The 19,327-nt window shown below is 44.0% G+C and carries 15 protein-coding genes; 10 read left to right on the forward strand and 5 right to left on the reverse strand.

Annotated elements, in window-relative coordinates:
* Window positions 1-38: 38 nt before the first annotated feature.
* The 3 genes from QUA54_RS05505 to QUA54_RS05515 all read right to left on the reverse strand — a co-directional run bounded on the left by QUA54_RS05505 (window position 39) and on the right by QUA54_RS05515 (window position 3,836).
* Window positions 39-743 (reverse strand): hypothetical protein, encoded by a 705-nt coding sequence (locus QUA54_RS05505; RefSeq protein WP_333413722.1) that lies wholly within the window; start codon window positions 741-743, stop codon window positions 39-41.
* A 244-nt stretch (window positions 744-987) separates the two neighbouring features.
* Complete coding sequence (locus tag QUA54_RS05510; protein WP_333413723.1) at window positions 988-1,506, reverse strand: hypothetical protein; 519 nt, start codon at window positions 1,504-1,506, stop codon at window positions 988-990.
* 50 nt (window positions 1,507-1,556) lie between these two features.
* Window positions 1,557-3,836 (reverse strand): M23 family metallopeptidase, encoded by a 2,280-nt coding sequence (locus QUA54_RS05515; RefSeq protein ID WP_333413724.1) that lies wholly within the window; start codon window positions 3,834-3,836, stop codon window positions 1,557-1,559.
* Between QUA54_RS05515 and QUA54_RS05520 the strand changes: the two genes are divergently transcribed.
* A complete protein-coding gene (locus QUA54_RS05520; protein WP_333413725.1) occupies window positions 3,826-3,996 on the forward strand; it encodes a hypothetical protein in 171 nt (56 codons plus the stop codon). The two genes, QUA54_RS05515 and QUA54_RS05520, sit on opposite strands and share 11 nt — an antisense overlap.
* A gap of 206 nt (window positions 3,997-4,202) precedes the next feature.
* On the opposite strand, the gene QUA54_RS05525 is transcribed toward QUA54_RS05520, so the two are convergent.
* Complete coding sequence (locus QUA54_RS05525) at window positions 4,203-4,541, reverse strand: hypothetical protein (protein WP_333413726.1); 339 nt, start codon at window positions 4,539-4,541, stop codon at window positions 4,203-4,205.
* A gap of 368 nt (window positions 4,542-4,909) precedes the next feature.
* Between QUA54_RS05525 and QUA54_RS05530 the strand changes: the two genes are divergently transcribed.
* The 5 genes from QUA54_RS05530 (at window position 4,910) to QUA54_RS05550 (ending at window position 13,306) form a co-directional block, all read left to right on the forward strand.
* Complete coding sequence (locus QUA54_RS05530) at window positions 4,910-5,590, forward strand: hypothetical protein (protein WP_333413727.1); 681 nt, start codon at window positions 4,910-4,912, stop codon at window positions 5,588-5,590.
* A 55-nt stretch (window positions 5,591-5,645) separates the two neighbouring features.
* On the forward strand, window positions 5,646-6,230 hold the full coding sequence (locus tag QUA54_RS05535; RefSeq protein WP_333413728.1) for a class I SAM-dependent methyltransferase: 585 nt from the start codon (window positions 5,646-5,648) through the stop codon (window positions 6,228-6,230).
* 194 nt (window positions 6,231-6,424) lie between these two features.
* Window positions 6,425-8,221 (forward strand): bifunctional 3'-5' exonuclease/DNA polymerase, encoded by a 1,797-nt coding sequence (locus tag QUA54_RS05540; protein WP_333413729.1) that lies wholly within the window; start codon window positions 6,425-6,427, stop codon window positions 8,219-8,221.
* Window positions 8,222-8,348: 127 nt separating this feature from the next.
* On the forward strand, window positions 8,349-11,798 hold the full coding sequence (locus QUA54_RS05545; RefSeq protein WP_333413730.1) for an AAA domain-containing protein: 3,450 nt from the start codon (window positions 8,349-8,351) through the stop codon (window positions 11,796-11,798).
* Entirely contained in the window at window positions 11,795-13,306 is a 1,512-nt protein-coding gene (locus QUA54_RS05550) for a hypothetical protein (RefSeq protein WP_333413731.1), read from the forward strand. The genes QUA54_RS05545 and QUA54_RS05550 overlap by 4 nt, the downstream gene beginning before the upstream one ends.
* A gap of 102 nt (window positions 13,307-13,408) precedes the next feature.
* Here the strand turns inward: QUA54_RS05550 and QUA54_RS05555 are convergent, their stop codons facing one another.
* Window positions 13,409-14,995 (reverse strand): AAA family ATPase, encoded by a 1,587-nt coding sequence (locus tag QUA54_RS05555; RefSeq protein WP_333413732.1) that lies wholly within the window; start codon window positions 14,993-14,995, stop codon window positions 13,409-13,411.
* A gap of 321 nt (window positions 14,996-15,316) precedes the next feature.
* On the opposite strand from QUA54_RS05555, the gene QUA54_RS05560 reads away from it, so the two are divergent.
* The 4 genes from QUA54_RS05560 to QUA54_RS05575 all read left to right on the forward strand — a co-directional run bounded on the left by QUA54_RS05560 (window position 15,317) and on the right by QUA54_RS05575 (window position 19,299).
* Window positions 15,317-16,012, forward strand: coding sequence for a hypothetical protein (locus tag QUA54_RS05560; protein ID WP_333413733.1), 696 nt, complete (start codon window positions 15,317-15,319; stop codon window positions 16,010-16,012).
* Window positions 16,013-16,311: 299 nt separating this feature from the next.
* Window positions 16,312-16,743, forward strand: a complete 432-nt coding sequence (locus tag QUA54_RS05565; RefSeq protein ID WP_333413734.1) for an aminoacyl-histidine dipeptidase — start codon at window positions 16,312-16,314, stop codon at window positions 16,741-16,743.
* 575 nt (window positions 16,744-17,318) lie between these two features.
* The gene (locus QUA54_RS05570) at window positions 17,319-17,489 is read left to right on the forward strand and encodes a hypothetical protein (protein ID WP_333413735.1); all 171 of its coding nucleotides are present in this window, start codon (window positions 17,319-17,321) and stop codon (window positions 17,487-17,489) included.
* Between the two features lie 745 nt (window positions 17,490-18,234).
* Complete coding sequence (locus QUA54_RS05575; protein WP_333413736.1) at window positions 18,235-19,299, forward strand: trypsin-like peptidase domain-containing protein; 1,065 nt, start codon at window positions 18,235-18,237, stop codon at window positions 19,297-19,299.
* Window positions 19,300-19,327: the final 28 nt, after the last annotated feature.

Consider the following 19,327-nt stretch of genomic DNA (forward strand, 5'->3'; position numbering starts at 1 on the left):
CGCTAACGAAGAGCCAAGCTCAAATACTTTAAATTCGTCTATTCCATTTTATGGGGAAGATTAATCAAGGAACTGTTAGCTAACTGGTACTGGCGGCCGTTGAAGCAAAGAAACAACTGCCGAATACCATTTTGTGACGGCTGCTGTACTTGCAAGCAAGGCAAATCAGAGGTTTCTGAGGGGTCACTTACTACTTGAAGTAGCGGTTTATTAGGTGGCAAGTTTTCGTTTAAATAACTAGCAAATACACGATGAGGAGGAACATTCTTTCTGAATAAATACCCAGCATATAAGCAACCTCCCGCTCCACAAACTCCAGGGCTGTTAAAATTAAAAATAACTAACCTGCCTGTTTGTCCGTTTACAGCCCAAGCCAACACATTTGATGCTGAATTCTGGGGGTTAAGGTCAGAATTTTCGGCAACTATGCCTTGAACAGTTTCAACAGGGATGAGTCTAGTAGCAGGTGTCCAAGAAATCGTTGTAGCACTTGGGGTGCAACCAGCAGTTCCTAACAACACCGATAACAGCAAGAACAAGACCACTCCAAAACGGAACCACCGCCCAATAAATAAAAACGATGATACTCTGGACTGAGAATTATTTAGGGAATTAGAAGCGGGGTTTGGGAGTTCTTTATGAGAAGGTTGAGAAAACAGTAATAAATTTTTCTTTGCAGCTATGATTGGTGGCTCCCCTATGTGTTCTGAACCTGAAGTTACTTGTTGCTTTTTGCTAAACATTGCTTTAACCTCCGTGAATTATTTCTATGTAGATGTCATACCAAATCCCGTTATGAAAGACACCCGGCAGATTTACTAAATGCGGTGATGAAATACAGCCGACCTATTTACTAAATGCGGTGATGAAATACAACCGGCAGAGTTCCTAAATGCGGGGATAAAATACACCCAGCCTCTTTACTAAATCCGCTTGAAACAAAAGTTTGATTTTTGCTTGTAGGAGTCTTATTAAAGTGAACCTAGCTCACTTATCTTTGCTGGTTTTACTAAGTGAAGGAACAGTAATGCCAACCTGCTTAAATGCCCAAATCTCTTCTTCCGAAAATTGCCAAGTAGGTTCTCCCAAATTCGGCTGCAAGGTAGAACGGAACTTATCAATACTCCCTGCCTTGTTGATGGAGTAACGCAATTCTCCCAGAGCGATTTGCCTTGCTATCGGCAGCTTGACAGTGTGGCTGTAAGGATAAAAATCGTTTGTCGGGTTGGAATAAAGCAAGCTACACTGCTTCCCTTGGAGAGAAACCAATACAGAAAAAGGCACGGCATCTCCCTGCAAATAGGCATCGAACAAGCGATATTGAGTGCTGCCATCTGTTACTTCAGTTACAAACTCTGTCCTGAGAGTCCCCAGACCAACAGGAAGGCAAGCTGAAGGGACATCAGCGTTCCGAGTGGGCTGGCTAAAAGCTGGGGGATGGGTAAATAAGCTGCTCAACAAATAAACCAAAAAAGCTGTTAGCAAGCCCCAGGTAAATTTCAACATAATTGTCCGTTTTTTCAAGGAAATCATGGTGCAGAACATCTCCGTTTAATTCAAATTCCTTCTTGAGATGGGTTAACAGCCGTTCCATTAATGCGGGTTTCAAAGTGCAAGCGAGGGTCTGCCGTTGTCCCAGTGCTGCCTAGTCCGCCTATGACCTGACCTTGAGAAACACGATCGCCAACTTTGAGTTTCACTGAACCTTCGCGCAGATGAGCATACCGAGTTGTGCGACCGTTGCCGTGTTCAATTTCGATCCAGTTGCCGTAGCCACCGCCGCAGTTCTGTAACCCTTCCTGGCAGTTAGACACCGCTGTCTTGACAACGCCGCTGCCAACAGCTTTTACCGGACTTCCCATTGGGCCGCCAATTCCAATGCCGTTATAGATTTTCCGCACCCCGGAAACCGGACGAGTTCGCATCCCAAAGCGGCTGGTTACTGGCCCATTCGCAGGCTTGATATACTGACTCGTGGATTGACCGCCGCCGGGGGCAGCACTCGCAGAATTAGAGGATTGCGCCGCACTGGAAGTCGGAACGCAAGCAGCAGCATTCGACTCCGCGATCGCCCTACCTCCCTCTCGATAGCGCCTCAAAACATCCTGTCCGTAACTTGAGAGAGTTAAACGACCGAATATATCGGTTGAAGAGCCGTCAACTTTGGAATAGTCGCCCCCGAAATGCTTTTGAGCTACTCGCTCAATTAGGCGATCGCCACTAAAAAAACTTCCAGTAGTAGGGTCTTTTTCTTGAGAGGTGGCATTCAGCTTAGAAGCGAGACTTTGAGCAAAAACAGCTTCTCGATCGGCAGGCGGAAAAAATTGAAAAAGTTCTGCTTGAGTGGGTTGATAACCGCCTCGCAGTTTGGCTAAAAATTGCGTACCCCCTGGTTTAGATGAAATTGAACTAGCAGCATACTCGTCGTAGTTTATAAACTGGTACTTGCCCAACGGAACCCCGCAATTATTTCCGCCATCAACGCAAGCATTAACGCCGGCATTCTCGTAAGAACCGCTGCTTTCAATACTGGCGATCGCTTCCGACAAAGCGGGAACATTGACTCCTTGAACATTGCCAACTGACACGGGCGCTGGTGCGGTGCTACCCGGAGGGCAAGGAACATTAATATTAGCTGCTGTAGTTACGCCTTTTGTAACAGGAGAAGATACTCCGTCGCGAACTGCCGCAGTTGGTACAGAGGAAGAGCCGCCAGAGGACGATCCCAGCGCCCCAACGAAAATGGGAGAATTAACCCGATAGGTGAAGAAAGGTACTGGGCCAATGAAATAAGGAGAGCAGCCGCAAGGCGAACAAAATCGGAAGAATAGAGCCGTATCAACGGTATCGGTTTGCTCGTCCGGTTCCATGACCACTACCTTAAAAGCGCTGCCAAAAGGCAATCTTCCCGTCGGTTCCTTGCCGCCGTGGACACCTTTAAGACAGCCCGATCCGCCCTCCACTTCCTGGTACTTACCGCTAATCCATTGCTTGCCTTCGAGCGAACCGCGAGCGTTCCGACCCGAATTCTCCAGATCGTCTAGTTCGATGTAAGCGCAATCATTTTCTTGGCAGTTAACTGAGAATCCCTGAACGTCTGAGCCTGATATCGTCTTAGTTCGCCGTCGCTCGGCGGGACCATAAACCGCATCAATTCTCATTACTAAATTGCCTAATTCTGCTATTGGATTGGGAAAACTAGACAGAGGTAAAGCATTCAGCCCAGGTACGTCTTTAATTAAGGTTGTTTGCCAATCTGAAAACGCGCCAAGTTGAGCGCTGCTTAAGTTCGGAATCGAAGATATTGAATACTGAGACAGGTCAATTTCTCCCAGTTTCAACTGACCTAATTGTGGATTGGAACTGAGAACCAGCTCTAGAGTGCGATCGGCTACATCAATGCCAGCAGCTTTTGTTGCTAGCAGTCCCGCCACCGGCGCAATCTCTGCGACTTTAAATTGACCGAGAATAGGGATAGCCTGAACTAACTGATTTAACGACTGCTTGGCAACTAAAGTAAATGCGCTTAAAGCTACGCTATCTAAATTCAGACCAGCTTGCTGTGTAACAAAACCAAAGGATAACAATTCTGGTTGCAAAGCTTGGCTGATATCGCCCAACATGATGTACTGGTCAGGAGTTTGCCCTGCTGTCCAACTTCGGCTCAAATCATAGCCAACTGCCTGCTTGTACTCTCCCGCTGAAAGGCTTCCAGATTGACTGATGGGTGGCATTTGAGAAAAAGAAATTTGTGTCCAATCTGGCAAGAGGGCGTTAACTGAAGTAGGATTTCCTTGCCTGTCCATCCCTGGTATTTCTAAAATTTTGGTTGGCATTTCAGTTGTATCAGCAGGAATTCGTGCCCTAGCAAATATTGGTTGCTCAAACAAAATGGAAACTATTAAGGCTAAAGAGAATAACCATACTGATAATCGCCCGAATCTTGTTGATAATATTCTTCTCATGTTTGTGCCAAAAACTTTGGTTATTGGTTGAGGATACTGTAGAAAAGTTAAGCAATTAAGTGGGAGAAAGGAACCCACCGAACTTGATGAGGCTGCAATTGCGCTTCTTAAAATAAATAAAGCAGTCAACCGAGGCTTTACATGGAGCAGCCTCGGCGTAAAGCACTGCAGCTCTAAGTCATCGTCGCCGAAATGAGAAGTTTCATACAGGCGATTTGTAGCCTGCCATCTGAAGCACTACAGCTCTAAGTCACCGCCGTAGAAATGAGAAGTAGCTGTTTGAATTTGATAGGAATTAGCGTCATTTACGCCTCCCTTAAAATAGGGGTTAGGGTTAGCAGCCGTCTCCGTCCACGGAGTATCTGCTAAATTCAAATTGCCTTCAAAAACGTTTTCTCGATAGCCATCAGCAAAGTAGTCTGGAACCCCGTATCCCTCTGTTTGCTGACTGCTATAACTGTTGCTTCGATATCCGTTAAGGGAGGATTCGCACGGGTTACTTTCACAGCCGCTAACAGCATAACCATCAGCGCTGTAACCTGGTTCATTGCCACAGATATTGTTTGGATCGTTCATAAATTATGTAGCTACAAAGTCGTAAGAATCAACAATTAAGCGTAGCTAGGGATAACGAGTAGGGGTTTCATCCGATAGTCGTAATTAAACTACCGCCTATCGGCGGATAGGCTACGGCGGCGATCGACGTAGCCTATCTGCAAACAACCAAGACCTACTGCTATTGCACGAAACAAAATATAGCGCTGGCATTGATCTTAATTTTGCCCGCCTTCCATCCAGCAAGGTGGGTAAAAATTACTCAGAAATATAGAGGCGCGTATCTCTGCCGAATTGTTTGCCCAACAGACGGCGCAAATCCCTGTAACTGAATTCGCTACGCGATTTTTTTGACCTTCATTCGTCACACAATTATCCTTCAAAAAGATATGACTCAGCTAAATCTGTTAACGCCCGAATTACTTGAAGAAATTACCACTCACCCTGTAAAACCTCAGTCCGGCATTTTGGAAAAGCTGAAGCTATTAGCCCAGATGGGTATGCACCGCGACTTAATAGCCGTGCTACTGGAATTGACCGGAATTCCCCTTCCCCTTTTACGTTACTATGCAGGCCCATTAGTTTTACACAAAACCCCCTGGTCAGAAAGCATACCGGACTGGTTGAAAACGGCTTGCTTATCCGATAGGCTCGATTTGATTCTAGAGGAGTACAGCAACAGAATTGTAGGGAATTACTGCACTTCCACAGAAGTCGTGGCGTATATGATGGGAGCCACATTTGAAGCTCCTCTGCACCACAGTTATTACAACGTCTATATGTGGGCAGCACAAGACACCTTGACAAGACATAATCGGCTACCAAATGGTTACCACTTGTCCGAATTAGCTGAATTTTCAGCCGTGAACTTTGACAGCATCCAAAATGATTATCACCATCTAGCTAGAGCAATTAGGAAAAGCGTTGTCCGCCATGCAGCGTCCCAAGGCTGGGGCAAACGTAAATTGTCCCAAGATAAAAGCGCTGATGCAGATTTACCGACAGAAATGGTAACAGCTAAGTCACCAAAAGATAAGTCAAAAGTTGAAGGGCAATTGACTTTATTTTAACACGTAAAAAAAGGCAATCTTCGCCAATTATAGCCCGAATAGCAGCAAAATTCAAATGAAAGATACTTCATCGCTTGCAGAAATGCTATATGAGCGAATCCGAGAAGCTCCACCTTATTCCTGGTTTCCGTCTCCCCCAGAGCTAATTGAGCTTATGATTGAAGAAGCTCAAATTATTTCAGGAATCTACGCCTTAGAACCAACAGCAGGAGACGGCTTATTGGCGCAGGCTATGGTTAGAGCGGGTGCAGTCGTTGATGTAATTGAAATAAACCCGCTGCTACAACAACTTCTGTTTCAAAAAGGGTTCAATCTAGTTGGAAGTGACTTTTTAACAACTGAACCGCAGAGGCGATATAGCAGAATTTTGGCAAATCCCCCATTTTCTACGCCCCACATCAAAGGAGTTGATTTAGATATCATACAACGTGCCCATAACCTTTTTCTAGCCAATTCTGGACGGCTGGTAAGTGTTGTTAGCAATTCCATGAATGTCCGAGGCGATCCGCGATCCCAAGCATTTCGAGCCTTTCTTAAGCGCACGTCAGCCAAGTTAATCGAACTTCCCTTAGAAATCTTTTGGGGGAGCGATCGCCCGGTTACTGTTGAGAGCTACCTAGTCGTAATAGACAAAAAATAGACGATTGCTTCCCCACTATACCGTTTTATTAGTGGGGACAGCACAACTTACATTTCAACAAATTACTATTACTTTATGTCCCATAAATATTAAGAATGTCACTTAGCCTTCTCTACCGAATATCTGCCTCAATATCTCCGCTATTTCTATCAGTTTTACAACTAAAACTATTACCTTAAAACCCCTCTACTTCCATGAATAATTCCCCACACTACGCCCCAAATTCTATTGTGGAATACGAGCTGATTACAAATTTTTGCCGACTAAATGATGTCCTCTCGCCTTTAATAAAAGCTCGTGTTATAGCCATAGACACAGAAACCACCGGGCTAGATCCACTTACGGAACGCATCCGACTTATCCAAATAGCTGTCCCCCACCGCCCAGTGATACTTGTCGATCTAGCTGCTTTTGCCGATCGCGAATTATCGCCTTTAAAAGCCCTTCTAAACAGCCGTGCGCTCAAAATATTTCAAAATGGTAAGTTCGACTGGCAGGTACTAGAAATAGCTGGACTTAGACCGTCTGGCCCATTTTTTGATGTCATGCTAGCGAGTCAGGTGTTGCGATCTGGACTCAAGAAAGACCACGATCTACAATCCCTCGCTCTTGAATTTTTAGGAATCAAACTTGACAAGAGCCTACAGTCGAGCAATTTCGGAGGTAAGTTATCAGCTTCTCAGTTAGAATACGCCGCTTTAGATGCTGCTGTCTTGCTGAAACTTAGAGCGCGACTCATCTCAAAACTTCAGAATGCTGGGTTACTAGAAACCGCCCAAATTGAATTTGAAGCGATGCCTGCTGTAGCCCAAATGGAACTAAATGGAATGTTACTGGATGCAAAACACTGGCATTTGGTGGGCGAGGAACTGGAAGCTCAAAAGCAGACTACGCTGGTGGAATTAGTGAAAGCCGGTCTTAAACCAGCCCCTAGCGCACAACTTTCGCTATTTCCAGAGATGGTGGAAACCATAAACCCCCGTTCGTCTGTACAAGTTTTAAGTGCTCTTCAGGCTCTCAACATTCCAATTAAGTCAACAAGTAAGAGCGAACTTATTCCTCTAGCTCATCAATACCCGATTATCCAGTTGCTACTGAATTATCGGAAATTAGCATCTTTGTGTTCCAACTTTGCTGAGGCATTGCCCAAACACATTCACCCGATAACGGGGAGACTTCACCCCAGCTATCGGCAATGCGGCGCTCGTTCTGGACGCTTTAGTTGCAAGAAGCCAAACTTGCAAAACGTTCCCAGGAATTGTACGGCAAAGGGGATGCGTGCGTGCTTCATTGCTGCTCCCGGATATCAAATTATTAAAGCAGATTACAGCCAAATCGAGCTAAGGATTGTCGCTGAAATATCTGGCGATCGCCGAATGTTAGATGCCTACGCTAAACGCGAAGATTTGCATACTTTAACGGCATCTTTGATTACAGGTAAGGCATTAGAGGAGGTAACGGCAGAGGATAGACGGATAGCTAAATCAGTTAATTTCGGATTAATTTATGGCATGGGTGCTGCCAAACTGCAAGCTTATGCTGAGGAAAAGTACGAGGTTTTTTTAACCTTGGATGAAGCTAAAGAGTTCAGAAGACGATTTTTCCAAGCTTATTCGGGAGTCAGAAGATGGCACGACAGCATCAGGAAAACGGTGTACGTCAAAGACATCAAGCAAATCCGTACAATTGGCGGACGCAGAAGACGGTGGGCAAAGAAACCCCGACTTTCTGAGTTGCTAAATCACCCTGTTCAAGGAACTTCGGCTGATATGTTGAAAGTGGCGATCGGTCGTTTGTTCAAACTCCTACCCAAGACTGGAGCAAAATTAATCGGTGTGGTACATGACGAGATTCTGTTAGAGTGTCCGCAGACTACTTTAAAAAGAACCAGTCGCATTCTCAAAAAAGTGATGGTGGAAGCTGGAGAGCTATATTTGCAGCAAGTTCCTGTAGAAGTGGAAGTAACTATTTCCTCGTCATGGGCAAGTTAAACGCATTAGTTCCTGCTGTGTTTGGTAAAGTGCATGGAAATCTAAGCAATAGATAATTGCTAAAAAACCAGCCTAATTGGGATTTGTGTTACAAAAAGAATAGAAATATTCTATGGGTAGCTAAGTTATGCCAGCTCGCTTGATAAACGATCGCTATGCTATATCCCCCAACCCGCGATCGGGCGGGATGGCTGATGTCTATCAGGCAAGCGATATGCTTGATGACCTCCGGCGGGTGGCAGTAAAAGAATTCAAACACGGGCAGATTGAAGCAGATATTCTAGCCGAGTCTTTCAGACGTGAAACCCAAGCCCTGCAAGAGTTGAAGCATCCGGGAATCGTGGAACTTCTCGATTCTGGCAACGATGAAACTACGGGTAACTATTTTCTCGTCTTGGAGTGGATGGAAAAGGATTTGGCAACACTTCTGAAAGAATCTCCACCAGACGGTTGGGATTCTTTCTGGAAAGCGGTAGCGTTACCCGTGTTGGAGGCTCTGGCTTTTTCCCATAATCGCAGAATAATACACCGCGATATCAAGCCCAGCAACATTTTAGTGGGGAGTGACGGTAAACTCAAACTTGCTGACTTTGGCATATCCAAGCTTAAGGGGTATTTGCAACCAAGCATTACTCTCAAAGACTTTGTATCGCGTACATTCACTCCGCCAGAAACCGACGATGGTTCCTATACCTACACCCGCGATATTTTCAGTTTTGGTGTATTGGTTTTGAAGTGCCTGACCAATATTGAACTCACAGATCATAATAGTATTCCCAGCGCACTGAAAGCGTTTAATGCACCACCTGAAATCCTTGAAATAATCGAGCGTGCTGTTTCCCTCGACCCCGCAGAGCGTCAACCTAATGCAGAGGTACTACTAGCTGAAATTAATTTTATTCAAGGGAATACAAAAACAGGAGCAATTAAGAAGCCTCCTTGCTTCCTTAAGCTTATACCAAAGTGCTTGAACAGACTTAAAAGTGAAATTGAGATTTCTTCTGAAGTTGAGATCGAGAATCTTATCCTTGACGATCTCAATAATGAATCGGGTTGTGGGATTCGTCCCTATAAATTTAAGGACGACGCAGACGATCCATCTCGTGAAGATCATTACGAAATTTATGGTGTTTCCTATCGGTATCACATGAAGGTGGATCAAAACCGAGGAAATCACCTAGTTATTTTCAATGCTTGGTCTACTTCCTACTCGCAACTGGAACAGCGTCGAGAGCGTGCTTGGAATCTATCCTACGAGTTCAAATTTGGAACGCCACTGAATTTATATGAAGCAAAAGAGGTCATTCAGAAGCTACAGGATGCAGTTATAGAGCATGAAGCCAACTTAAAAGAACAAGAAGATGAAAAAGAAAAGCAACTGATATTCCAAGTTTGGTGGAATATTCTCAGAGCTAAAACAGATTGGGAGAAAAAACGAGAAAAACCGATTAAATACACAAGCGTTACTCGTGACGGAAACCGCGTTACCTTTGAACTATCAGAGCTTCCAGAAGATGACTTAGCTGGACAACCCCGCCATGTGACAAACTTAAAAGGATTTAGCATTGTGGGGGGAGATGTTGAACAGGTCATCAGTGACAGATTGACTCTTTATGTTAAATATGGAGAACCAGACAGACTCCCACAATCTGGTGAGTTACGCTTTGATACTCGTGCTGCTGAGGTTGCCCTAAATCGACAAAAAAATGCCCTTGATGCCATTCGATTTGACCAGGGAGTACGGTCAGACATTCGCCAATTGCTCGTCAATCCTCAAGAAGTCCGTACTCCTGACGTAGAAGTAGATTTACAGTTTATTCAACCTCTCAATGAATCACAGCAGCAAGTTGTTAAAGCTGCACTCGCAACAGAAGATTTTCTGATTGTCCAAGGTCCACCAGGTACAGGAAAGACAACATTTATTACAGAAGTTGTTCTGCAAACTCTTAAAGCTAATCCTGATGCTCGAATTCTGCTCAGTTCACAAACTCATGTTGCACTAGATAACGCCCTAGAACGGATTCAAGCTAAAAATCCTAACTTGAAGTTGGTGCGACTTGGTAACCATGAACGGGTATCAGAGAATGTTCATTCGCTCTTACTCGAAGAACAGATGGAACAGTGGCGAGAGGGTGCAATTGCTAAAGGACAGGAATTTATTGATAATTGGTCAGCGCAACGAGGTATTTCTCAGCATAACAGTGAAATAGCCACACTATTTCAAGAAATGAAAACTCTGGTTACAAAAATTGAAAGTCTCAGAGGAGATGTTAATATCTGGAAAGAGGATTTAGATAAAATACTAGCAATAAATTACAACCCAGAAAACCCAGATTCATTGTTGGAAACTAAAATCCCCAAGGATAAGCTAGAGGAATGTCAGAGTATTGAAGCTGAAATTAGTATCCTGCGTAAGCAATTAAAAGAAGCACGAGAGCAACAGAAGGAAAAAGCAAAGCGTCTTAAAGAATTAACCGGAAGCAGTATCAATAAAGTTTTGAGACTTTCGGTTCAGGAGATAGAAGAGCGGATCAATAAACTAATAGATCCAAATGCACCCGATGCGAAAATGCTCCAACGGCTGATAGCTATTCAGGCGGAGTGGTTCGATCAGTTTGGTCGAAATGAGAAATTCAATGCACCTTTGATTAAGCGATCGCAAGTAGTAGCCGGAACTTGCATCGGAATTCCTAGAGATATTCAAGACATAGAATTTGACCTGTGTATTGTTGATGAGGCTTCAAAAGCTACGGCGACAGAAGTGTTGGTTCCAATTGCGCGATCGCATCGCTGGATACTCGTAGGCGACCCCAAACAACTCCCACCATTTCGAGATGAAGCCAGTAGAGATTCTGACTTTTTGGAAAAATACGAACTTAATCAGGATCATATTCGAGAAACTTTATTCGATCGACTGCTCAGAACACTCCCAGATGGGTGTCGCAAGATGTTAACAATCCAACATAGGATGGTAGCACCAATCGGCAATTTGGTCAGTGAGTGCTTCTATGATGGTCAGCTAAAAAGTGCCAGGACTGACTTAGATCAGCATCTTCGCAGTGTTTTACCACAACCTGTGACTTGGTTAACAACAACCAAACTTCCGAATAGTCGCGAACAGTCTGCCAATTCTAGCTTTAACAATATTTGTGAGGTCAACGTCATAGTTCAGTTTCTCAAACAGCTAAACCAGACGGCAGTAAAGGCGCAGAAAAAATACAGTGTCGCCGTATTGAGTGGGTATGCAGCACAGCTAAAGTTGCTCGCTCGCAACCTTGCCTCAGAATTAAACAATTGGCAAGCATTAACAGTTGAGTGCAATACAGTGGATGCCTTCCAAGGACGCGAAGCTGATATTGCAGTGTACTCTGTGACTCGTTCTAACAAAGAAGGTAAAGTGGGTTTTCTGCGCGATGCAGAACGATTAAATGTGGCTTTATCCAGAGGGAAAGTTGGCTTAGTCATCGTGGGAGATCACCACTTCTGTAGAAGCTCACATGACAACCCATTACACCGAGTTTTGGATTACGTTGAAAGTCACCCTAAAAATTGCGCCATAAAGGAGCCTAACTTATGAGTTCAGAAGAATCAGTTTTTCTTACTCCAGAAGAACTACGCCGCTATGACAATCGTACAGGCTTCGATTTAGTTAGCTGTAAAGAAGTCGGATTGCCAGTTTATAAAATCACTGTTCAAGCTCTAACCCAACTCCGTAAACCGATTCCCCCGATCGAAGAATATGTCTTGAAAGCTATTAATGCTAGTTTATCCTCAGAAGTGGATATTGCTGGATTTCTTGGTCTCGAACCGTCTATTATCAGGGATGCAATGATAAATTTAAGGATGAGTGAGGATATTGACCTCATAGCTCCTGATGGCTCTCTGATGCAAGTTTGGAAATTGACTAAGAAAGGCGAAGGAACGCTCCGCGATGCCAAAATTATTGTTCCCGAAGAGCGAACATTTGATATAAATTTTGATGGGCTTTTACGGTGTCCTCGCTGGTATGGGCGATTGGAATCACGTTTACTCAAGCAAAAAGACTTGCGTAATCAAGAAATCATAGAAATTGAACCATCTCCGAAAAAGCCACCCGAACTTTCCGATCTTAAACTCAAAGATGTGGACGCAATTATTCGCCAGATTGAGGGAGCAAGCAAAGCTAAATTCAAGCAAGATAGAGACCTTTTAGCCTTGAAAGCTATTGAGCGCAGACAGAGATTTTTTCAACCTGCTTTGCTCCTAATTTATAAAGCAAAAGATAGTGATGATATTCAGGTTGCCTTTGCTATCGATGGTGTTCTTTCTAATGAACATGAAGCAGCTTTTGCTCGTGCTAATGGTGTCAAGAAACTTCGCTTACTAGAGGCATTGAGGGAAAGCGCACCTCGAAAGTTAGCAGAAGAAGTTTTAGGGCATGAATTTGTTGCTCAAGCTCCCTTACAAGAAGCTGAAGCAGTGAAAGAAGAGGTATCTTCAGCTCAAGCTAAAATTGATACGGATCGAAATAGCGTTGCAGAGGCTGAAACGGATGAAGACAAGGCTGCTTTAGAGCAAAAAATTATTGAGCAAGAGCAGGAAATAGAAATTCTCAAACAGCGCTTGAATTCATTTCAAATTAGTTACCTAGAAGTTTACGACCACCCTGAGATTCTCAAACAGGCTATACAAGACAGTCAAAAACGTTTGATGATTATTTCTCCTTGGATTCGAGCTAATGTTGTAAAGAAACAGTTTATTGAACAGCTAGAAAAACTACTTAAGTGTAACATACAACTTTTAATTGGGTACGGTTTGGGAAAAGATGAAGATGATAGAAAATACCCATCCGATATCCAAGCTGAGAAAAATCTTAAAAAATTAGCGAATCAGTACAAAGATAATTTTATCCTTAAGCGTTTGGGAAATACCCACGCCAAAATTCTGATATCTGATGCGAAATTTGCTGTAGTAACAAGTTTCAATTGGCTTTCCTTCAAGGGAGACCGCGATCGCACGTTCCGGGATGAGCGAGGGACGCTTGTATCTGACCCCCAGAAAATTGATGAACTGTTCGATAGCTATAGTTCGCGATTTAACGATTGAATTTGAGGACGGAGCAAAAATGACTTATGCAAAGGGGGAAGGGTGAAATTGTGTCATTTTCAAGTTCACGATAATCCTTCCCTCCCTTTCCTCTGGTAATCGCTAACCAAACAACTCCTGTAACGGAATAGAAAATCGCGATCGATCCTCTCCACTAGCCGATCTAGCATAAGTGGCTTGATTGCGAATCGCTAGAATCTGCTCCTCATCCCGCAGCATCGACGGCGTAAACTGGTAACGCTGTTGCCGGAGGTCGTTCAAAGTCACCTTCAATTCATCCGGCTGTTTCCCTTGTACCCGATCGCGATAATAGATTTCCTCCGCACATTTTCTCACGGCATTGCCTATTTCTGCTGGCGTACAAAGCCTGTAATCCCTCAATAAAATCCGCCACTCATCATCTGTCCAAGGCGACTCTGAAGAATTACGAAACTCTGGAAAATATTTTTTGAGATGAAGATTGAAAATTTCATACATCGCCCCTTCGTGAGGCAAATCCACAAAGAAAATATCATCAAAGCGACGAATTAATTCCGGTGGTAACATCCCCAAACGGTTAACTGTCGCCACGATATAAATTGGGTATTGATGCTCTTGCATCCACGTTAAAAGCTTCCCCGATAAGCGCCTAGAAACACCGCCATCTGCATTGGAATCCCACCCTGCAAAGCCTTTATCAAAATCATCCCAATAGAGAATTGTAGGACTTAAAGCCTGAGTCAGTTCCAGCAGTTCGCGCAAAGCTAAATCTGGTTTGGAAGAACCGACAATCGAACCCCAGTCAGCAGCCAACAGTGGCACTCCCATCTTCTTAGCCGCAAGTTTAGCACTGAGACTTTTGCCAGTCCCCGGCGGCCCCCAGAGAATCATTCCCTTCGGAAATTTGAGTCCGTATTTCTCAGCTTCTGGACTCAACAACGAAGCCACCTTTGACAGCGACTCATCTAGCAAGTCTAAACCACCTGCATCCGGCACATCTGCCTCAGCAATAAACTCTAGACCTCGCCCCCGCAACTTGTTAACCTTGTGGTCGAGCACCAACTGCGCCATTTCCTCGTAGCTATAAGCAAAAGCTAGCGATCGCTCTAAAATTAACTCGATCTCACCTTGGGGCAACCCCTGGCAAGCTCGAACCAAAGCAGCTTGCAACACCTCGTCGCCTTTGTCGCCAAGCCAAGGATTGCGATCGCAAAACAACTCCACCACCTTTTGCGCTGCAACTCGGGACGGTAATGGAGTCGTCAGTAAGGGAATCAAAGGCTGCAAGTTCACCGGCAGTTGTATGTAGTTTTCCAGCATCACCCAAAACTGAGGAACCGCAGACCAAGATGAGTGATAGTAAGCATTTGCCAGTTGAAACCCCAGACGGGAACTCACCTGACCGGATTCGTCAAAATCTAGCACTCCCTCAAGAATGTAAATTCCCTCTCTCCTATTCTCTAATAGAAACTGAAGCACGTCAGAATCTGGGTGCAAGTCAGTATTTTGTAAGATGCACTGACCGTCCCGACTCACAATTTCCTGCAAGCAACTGTACCCAGAATTCCAAAAGAAAACAGGCAAATGCAGCTCCTGCCCCCAATTGTGGAACTGTGCTAACACTCTGATTCGGTCAGGCGTGTAATACTCCAGCCCGACAATCTTAATGCCTCTTTGGGCCAAAGCGAGCCAGTCATTAATGGTACGCATAAATTCCACGGTAAGAAATATTCAAAGGTACTTTTCTCATTGATAGGCTACGGTCGAGCGTTGCCATCAGCCAATAGTTCTACAGCAGCCAAACATCTTCTTAATTCTTAGGAATTATTTACCTAATTTCCTCAATATACATAATTATGTATTTCGGCTACTCAAAAAAAGATACACCGAAATATTACAGAAATTTATTTCACAGTAAAAACTATTAATTATTATTAATGACAATAAAAAAAACCAATTATAAATTTGATGAAATTTGAGAGCGCCTAACGGCGCTGTTAGCCGTGAAGTAGTTTAATTAAATCAAACTTTATGGCTACAACAACAGCTAAAAACCATAACTCTCGCCCATCCAATGGAGCGGTGACTTTGAATGGCAAAAGCAATGGTGCTGCTAAGTCAAAGAGCCCAGCGACAGCTACCCAATCGCAGGTCAGTCGCCGTTCGACACTCACTGTAGAAGAGCAAGCAGACGCACTTCTAGACCGCGTGCGAACTACCATCCTGAAAAAATTTGGAGTCAAAATTCAACTGCGCGAAAAACGCCTCCAAACTAAGGTAGGTCACGCTACCAAAGAAAAACTTGGTTTGGATATTGCTGCTCAGTTGAAAAAACGCGGCAAAACGATGAACTGGCAGCGTTGGAATAATGAAGTGTTTCCAGCTTTATTCGGTCAACCTGATGCACTGCGCCACGATATTGAAGTCATTGCTCTTGTGATGGCCAAACTGTACGACGTTTTCGAGATTGACCCGCAAGAAGCAATTAAAGGTCTCGTCAAATTCAATCAAGAATCGCTTGCTAAGCGCAACAGCTATAACAAGCAGGATGAATCCGATGATGAAGATGATGATGATGTGGATGAGTTAGAAGATGAACTTGATGCTGATGAAGATGAGGAAACAGATGAATCCGAAGAAGACTTGGATGAGGACAGCGAAGAAGACTTCGATACCGAGGACGAAGAAGATGAGGACGAAGAAGATGAAGACGAAGACTTAGAATAGTCTTTCGCCGTCACTCAATTTTATAGCTTTCCTTCACCAATGCTTTTGTCGAATATGTAAAACTCTGCTCTGCCTAAAAAAGGCTGAACAGAGTTTTTATTTTTTTCATATTATTAGAGGAGGTTAACTAACCTTAACTATAATAATTAGTTTGTTAAATTTTTCAACTATTCTAAGAAGACTGAATTATCAATACAGCTATGGCTGTTATTTAAAAAATTAAAACTTTTTAATTGACTAAAAAAGGCAGCTATTGCTGCTGTGGAAATGAACAAAATTGAATTCAGGAAAGCTGAAAAATGACAGTTACTGAAAAAGCTTACAAGACTAATGCAACCAATATCGCTAAAGCGCAAAAAAGTCACACAAAAGCGCTAGACAAGTGTATTAGTTACAACGATAAACTTCGCCTAATGGTACTAGAAGTTTTGAGAGAAGAATCAGGTCGGGAACTGGCAAGCGTTGCTCGCTTTAACGGTGGCGAATTTGATTGGGAGACACATAATGCCCAATTTCGCGCTGACTACAGTGAGACACCTTTAAAAGAATTGATGCGTGCTGGTCGCATCCTATACGGATTGACCGATATGGATGCAATCCGCGATCGCCGCGCCAAGCATCGGGGCATTCGCAATCAACGGCTCGCCCGTCAGAGCAGCCCAGTTGCTTCCAGCTCGCAAAGTGTGCATGAAGAAGTGGATGTTGCTGACGACATCGATGATTTGGATTGAGCCGCTTGAGTAACTAAGAATGGCAATGCCCGTTCAGGGCAGCTTCCCTACTCCTCATTCTAGGAGTGGGGAAACTTATTGCCACCCACCCACCCTTTGATTGAGAGCTATTTTATTGTGTTAGAACTATATTTGACCTGGATGTGAATTTTAAGGGGCTAAAAAAGGAGGAAAAAAGAGGAGAAAACAGCACATTTATTACTCATTACACCTTCTATTTCCTACTTTTAGCCTCGCAATGAGTATAACTACTCATCGTTTTTTGTAAAGAATTGTTGCTTTTAACACGATTTTTTGTATTTTAGACCCTTCTAAATCCTCCTAAATCCTCGTAATAAGTACGCTAGTCGCATAGCAAGCCATGTCAAATAGACGTTATAGGGGGGTAAAAATGATCAATTTATGGTTTTTATGGTTTTTACAAGAGTGCCATAGGAATTCTTGGGAGTTGAAGTTAGTGATCGTTCACTTTCGACAGCCAAGGCTCGAAAGTCGGGCGGGGGCAGTTTGGACTTTGACGCTCGCTGTACACTCGCTCGCGTGAGTCGATATTGAAGCCAAGAGCGAGCCAATTGATGTACAGGGCAGCCGCCTTTACGATGGAGCCGAGCATCGCACGACACATTCGAGTTGGTGCTGTTGAGTATCGGCGGCGGATGCCTGACGCGATCGCGCCTTGCCCTCCTGTTTGCAAGCGAAGCAGCCGGCTGATGTCGATGATGGCGAGGGAATCGTTCGTCCGATAGCCAGCCTAACGCGATCGCCTTGCACTTAGGATTACCGCATTCATGAGGTGCATTATTTTTATTTAAAAATAGTAAATAAGGTTTTGTTAGGAGTGCTTGCTTCCCTATCCTCCGATCCGAGTGATCATACAGACCTGCAGCTTCGCATCTCAAGAGAGTGCCGTGAACTTCGGATGCGCTCACACCCAAGCTTTGAGCGAGGGAGCTGTAAGTCTAGTTCGATCCAGACCAACTGTGGACTTTGAGTACGGCAACAATATCCTGGGGTTTGAGCATAACTGGCGATGATCGCTTGCGGTTTGCTTTATTCTACATTCGCGAATAGCGAATGAGCGAGATGTGGCTCCAAAAATTTGCTCCCTCGGCTGGGGTTACGGAGCGGGAGATATTGTTCGGGCGATTGCACTCATCGCTGCTATGTGACTGGGGGTTTAGTCCTGGATGTGTTAATGGGGTGTGCTGGCTAACCCCGCTTGTAAGACAGCTTGATACTATGAGCGTAAACTGACTAACGTGTTTACGAATTAAGATAGTTGATTCAGCAGTTATGTATGACAGGAACATTGCTGAAGATGGCTGAAGAGGATTAATAGTTAGTTGCGACCATACTATTGGCATTTGCTTTGCTATTCTGGAAGAGGAAGCCTTCTGTATTTTGTTGGGTTTAGTTAAGGGTGAGGGCTTGCACCGTTATCCTTTACCCCTCTCAGCAAAGAGGCTTCTTTGTTGAAAGACTAATAAAAATATGGTCACTTTAGAAGCTGAAGACTGTAAACAATTAATAACTCTACTAAAAGATATACCAGAACTAGCCACGGAGAGAGCGCGTCAGCGACTTTTGGAGCTAGCTGGTTTGAAACAGTTGACACCAATGATCGATTTTTCAGGTGCTTCATTTGTTGCAGTTAGTGAGATCGTTAGCTATCTGTCAAAGTACGGGCGTTTAAATTTCGAGCACGAGGTCCTGGGGCTTTTCTTGAATACCCTGAAGAGTGTGGTAGGAGTTCAGCAGCAAGCTTCTTTGGATAGGTTGCTGATCAAGTATGACATGATGACTCCAATCGCAACATTACCTAACATCCACGATTGGCGAGGGACAGAAACCACTACAGATGTATTAGAGAAAATAATTGGTGAAAATACGCTACGTCCAATCTCATTCTTGCGCCAAGGGCTTCAGGTATCTCGGTCAATTGCCTATGTTGGGGTACAGACGAGCCAAAAACGTTGGTCAGGTACAGGGTTTCTCGTGGCTCCAGATTTGTTGTTAACCAACAATCATGTATTGCCCATCTCAAATTTACTTACAAATTCAATTTTTCGTTTTAATTATGAAGAGACCTTCCAAGGAGAAGCTCAACAGATAGAGGAGTATCGCGCCAAACCAAATGGGGTATTTCATACTAATGGCTCCTTGGATTACACTTTAGTTCAAATCGAAGGAGAACCTGGAAGAAAATGGGGGTGGTTACCACTACTACCTAGGGCGATTAGTAGGGGTATCAGAGTCAATATTATTCAACACCCATTGGGACAACCCAAGCAAATTTCACTGCAAAACAATTTTGTTCAATATGTAGGTGGCAATATAATACAATATATAACCTCTACCTTGAATGGCTCTTCTGGTTCACCAGTTTTTAGTGATGGCTGGGAGGTTCTTGCCCTCCACCACGCTGGAGGTAATATTCCTGAACCGGCCACCCAGCAGCGTTACTTTAGAAATGAGGGTATTCTGGTAACAAGTATCTTAGCTGACTTACCTTCAGAGTTTGCAGATATGCTTAAGGTCGCAGCATCGACTACCTAGTTTCGGAGAGATTCTACAATTATTTAGA

The sequence above is a fragment of the Microcoleus sp. MOSTC5 genome (genome assembly GCF_036701825.1).
Classification (GTDB): domain Bacteria; phylum Cyanobacteriota; class Cyanobacteriia; order Cyanobacteriales; family Microcoleaceae; genus Microcoleus; species Microcoleus asticus.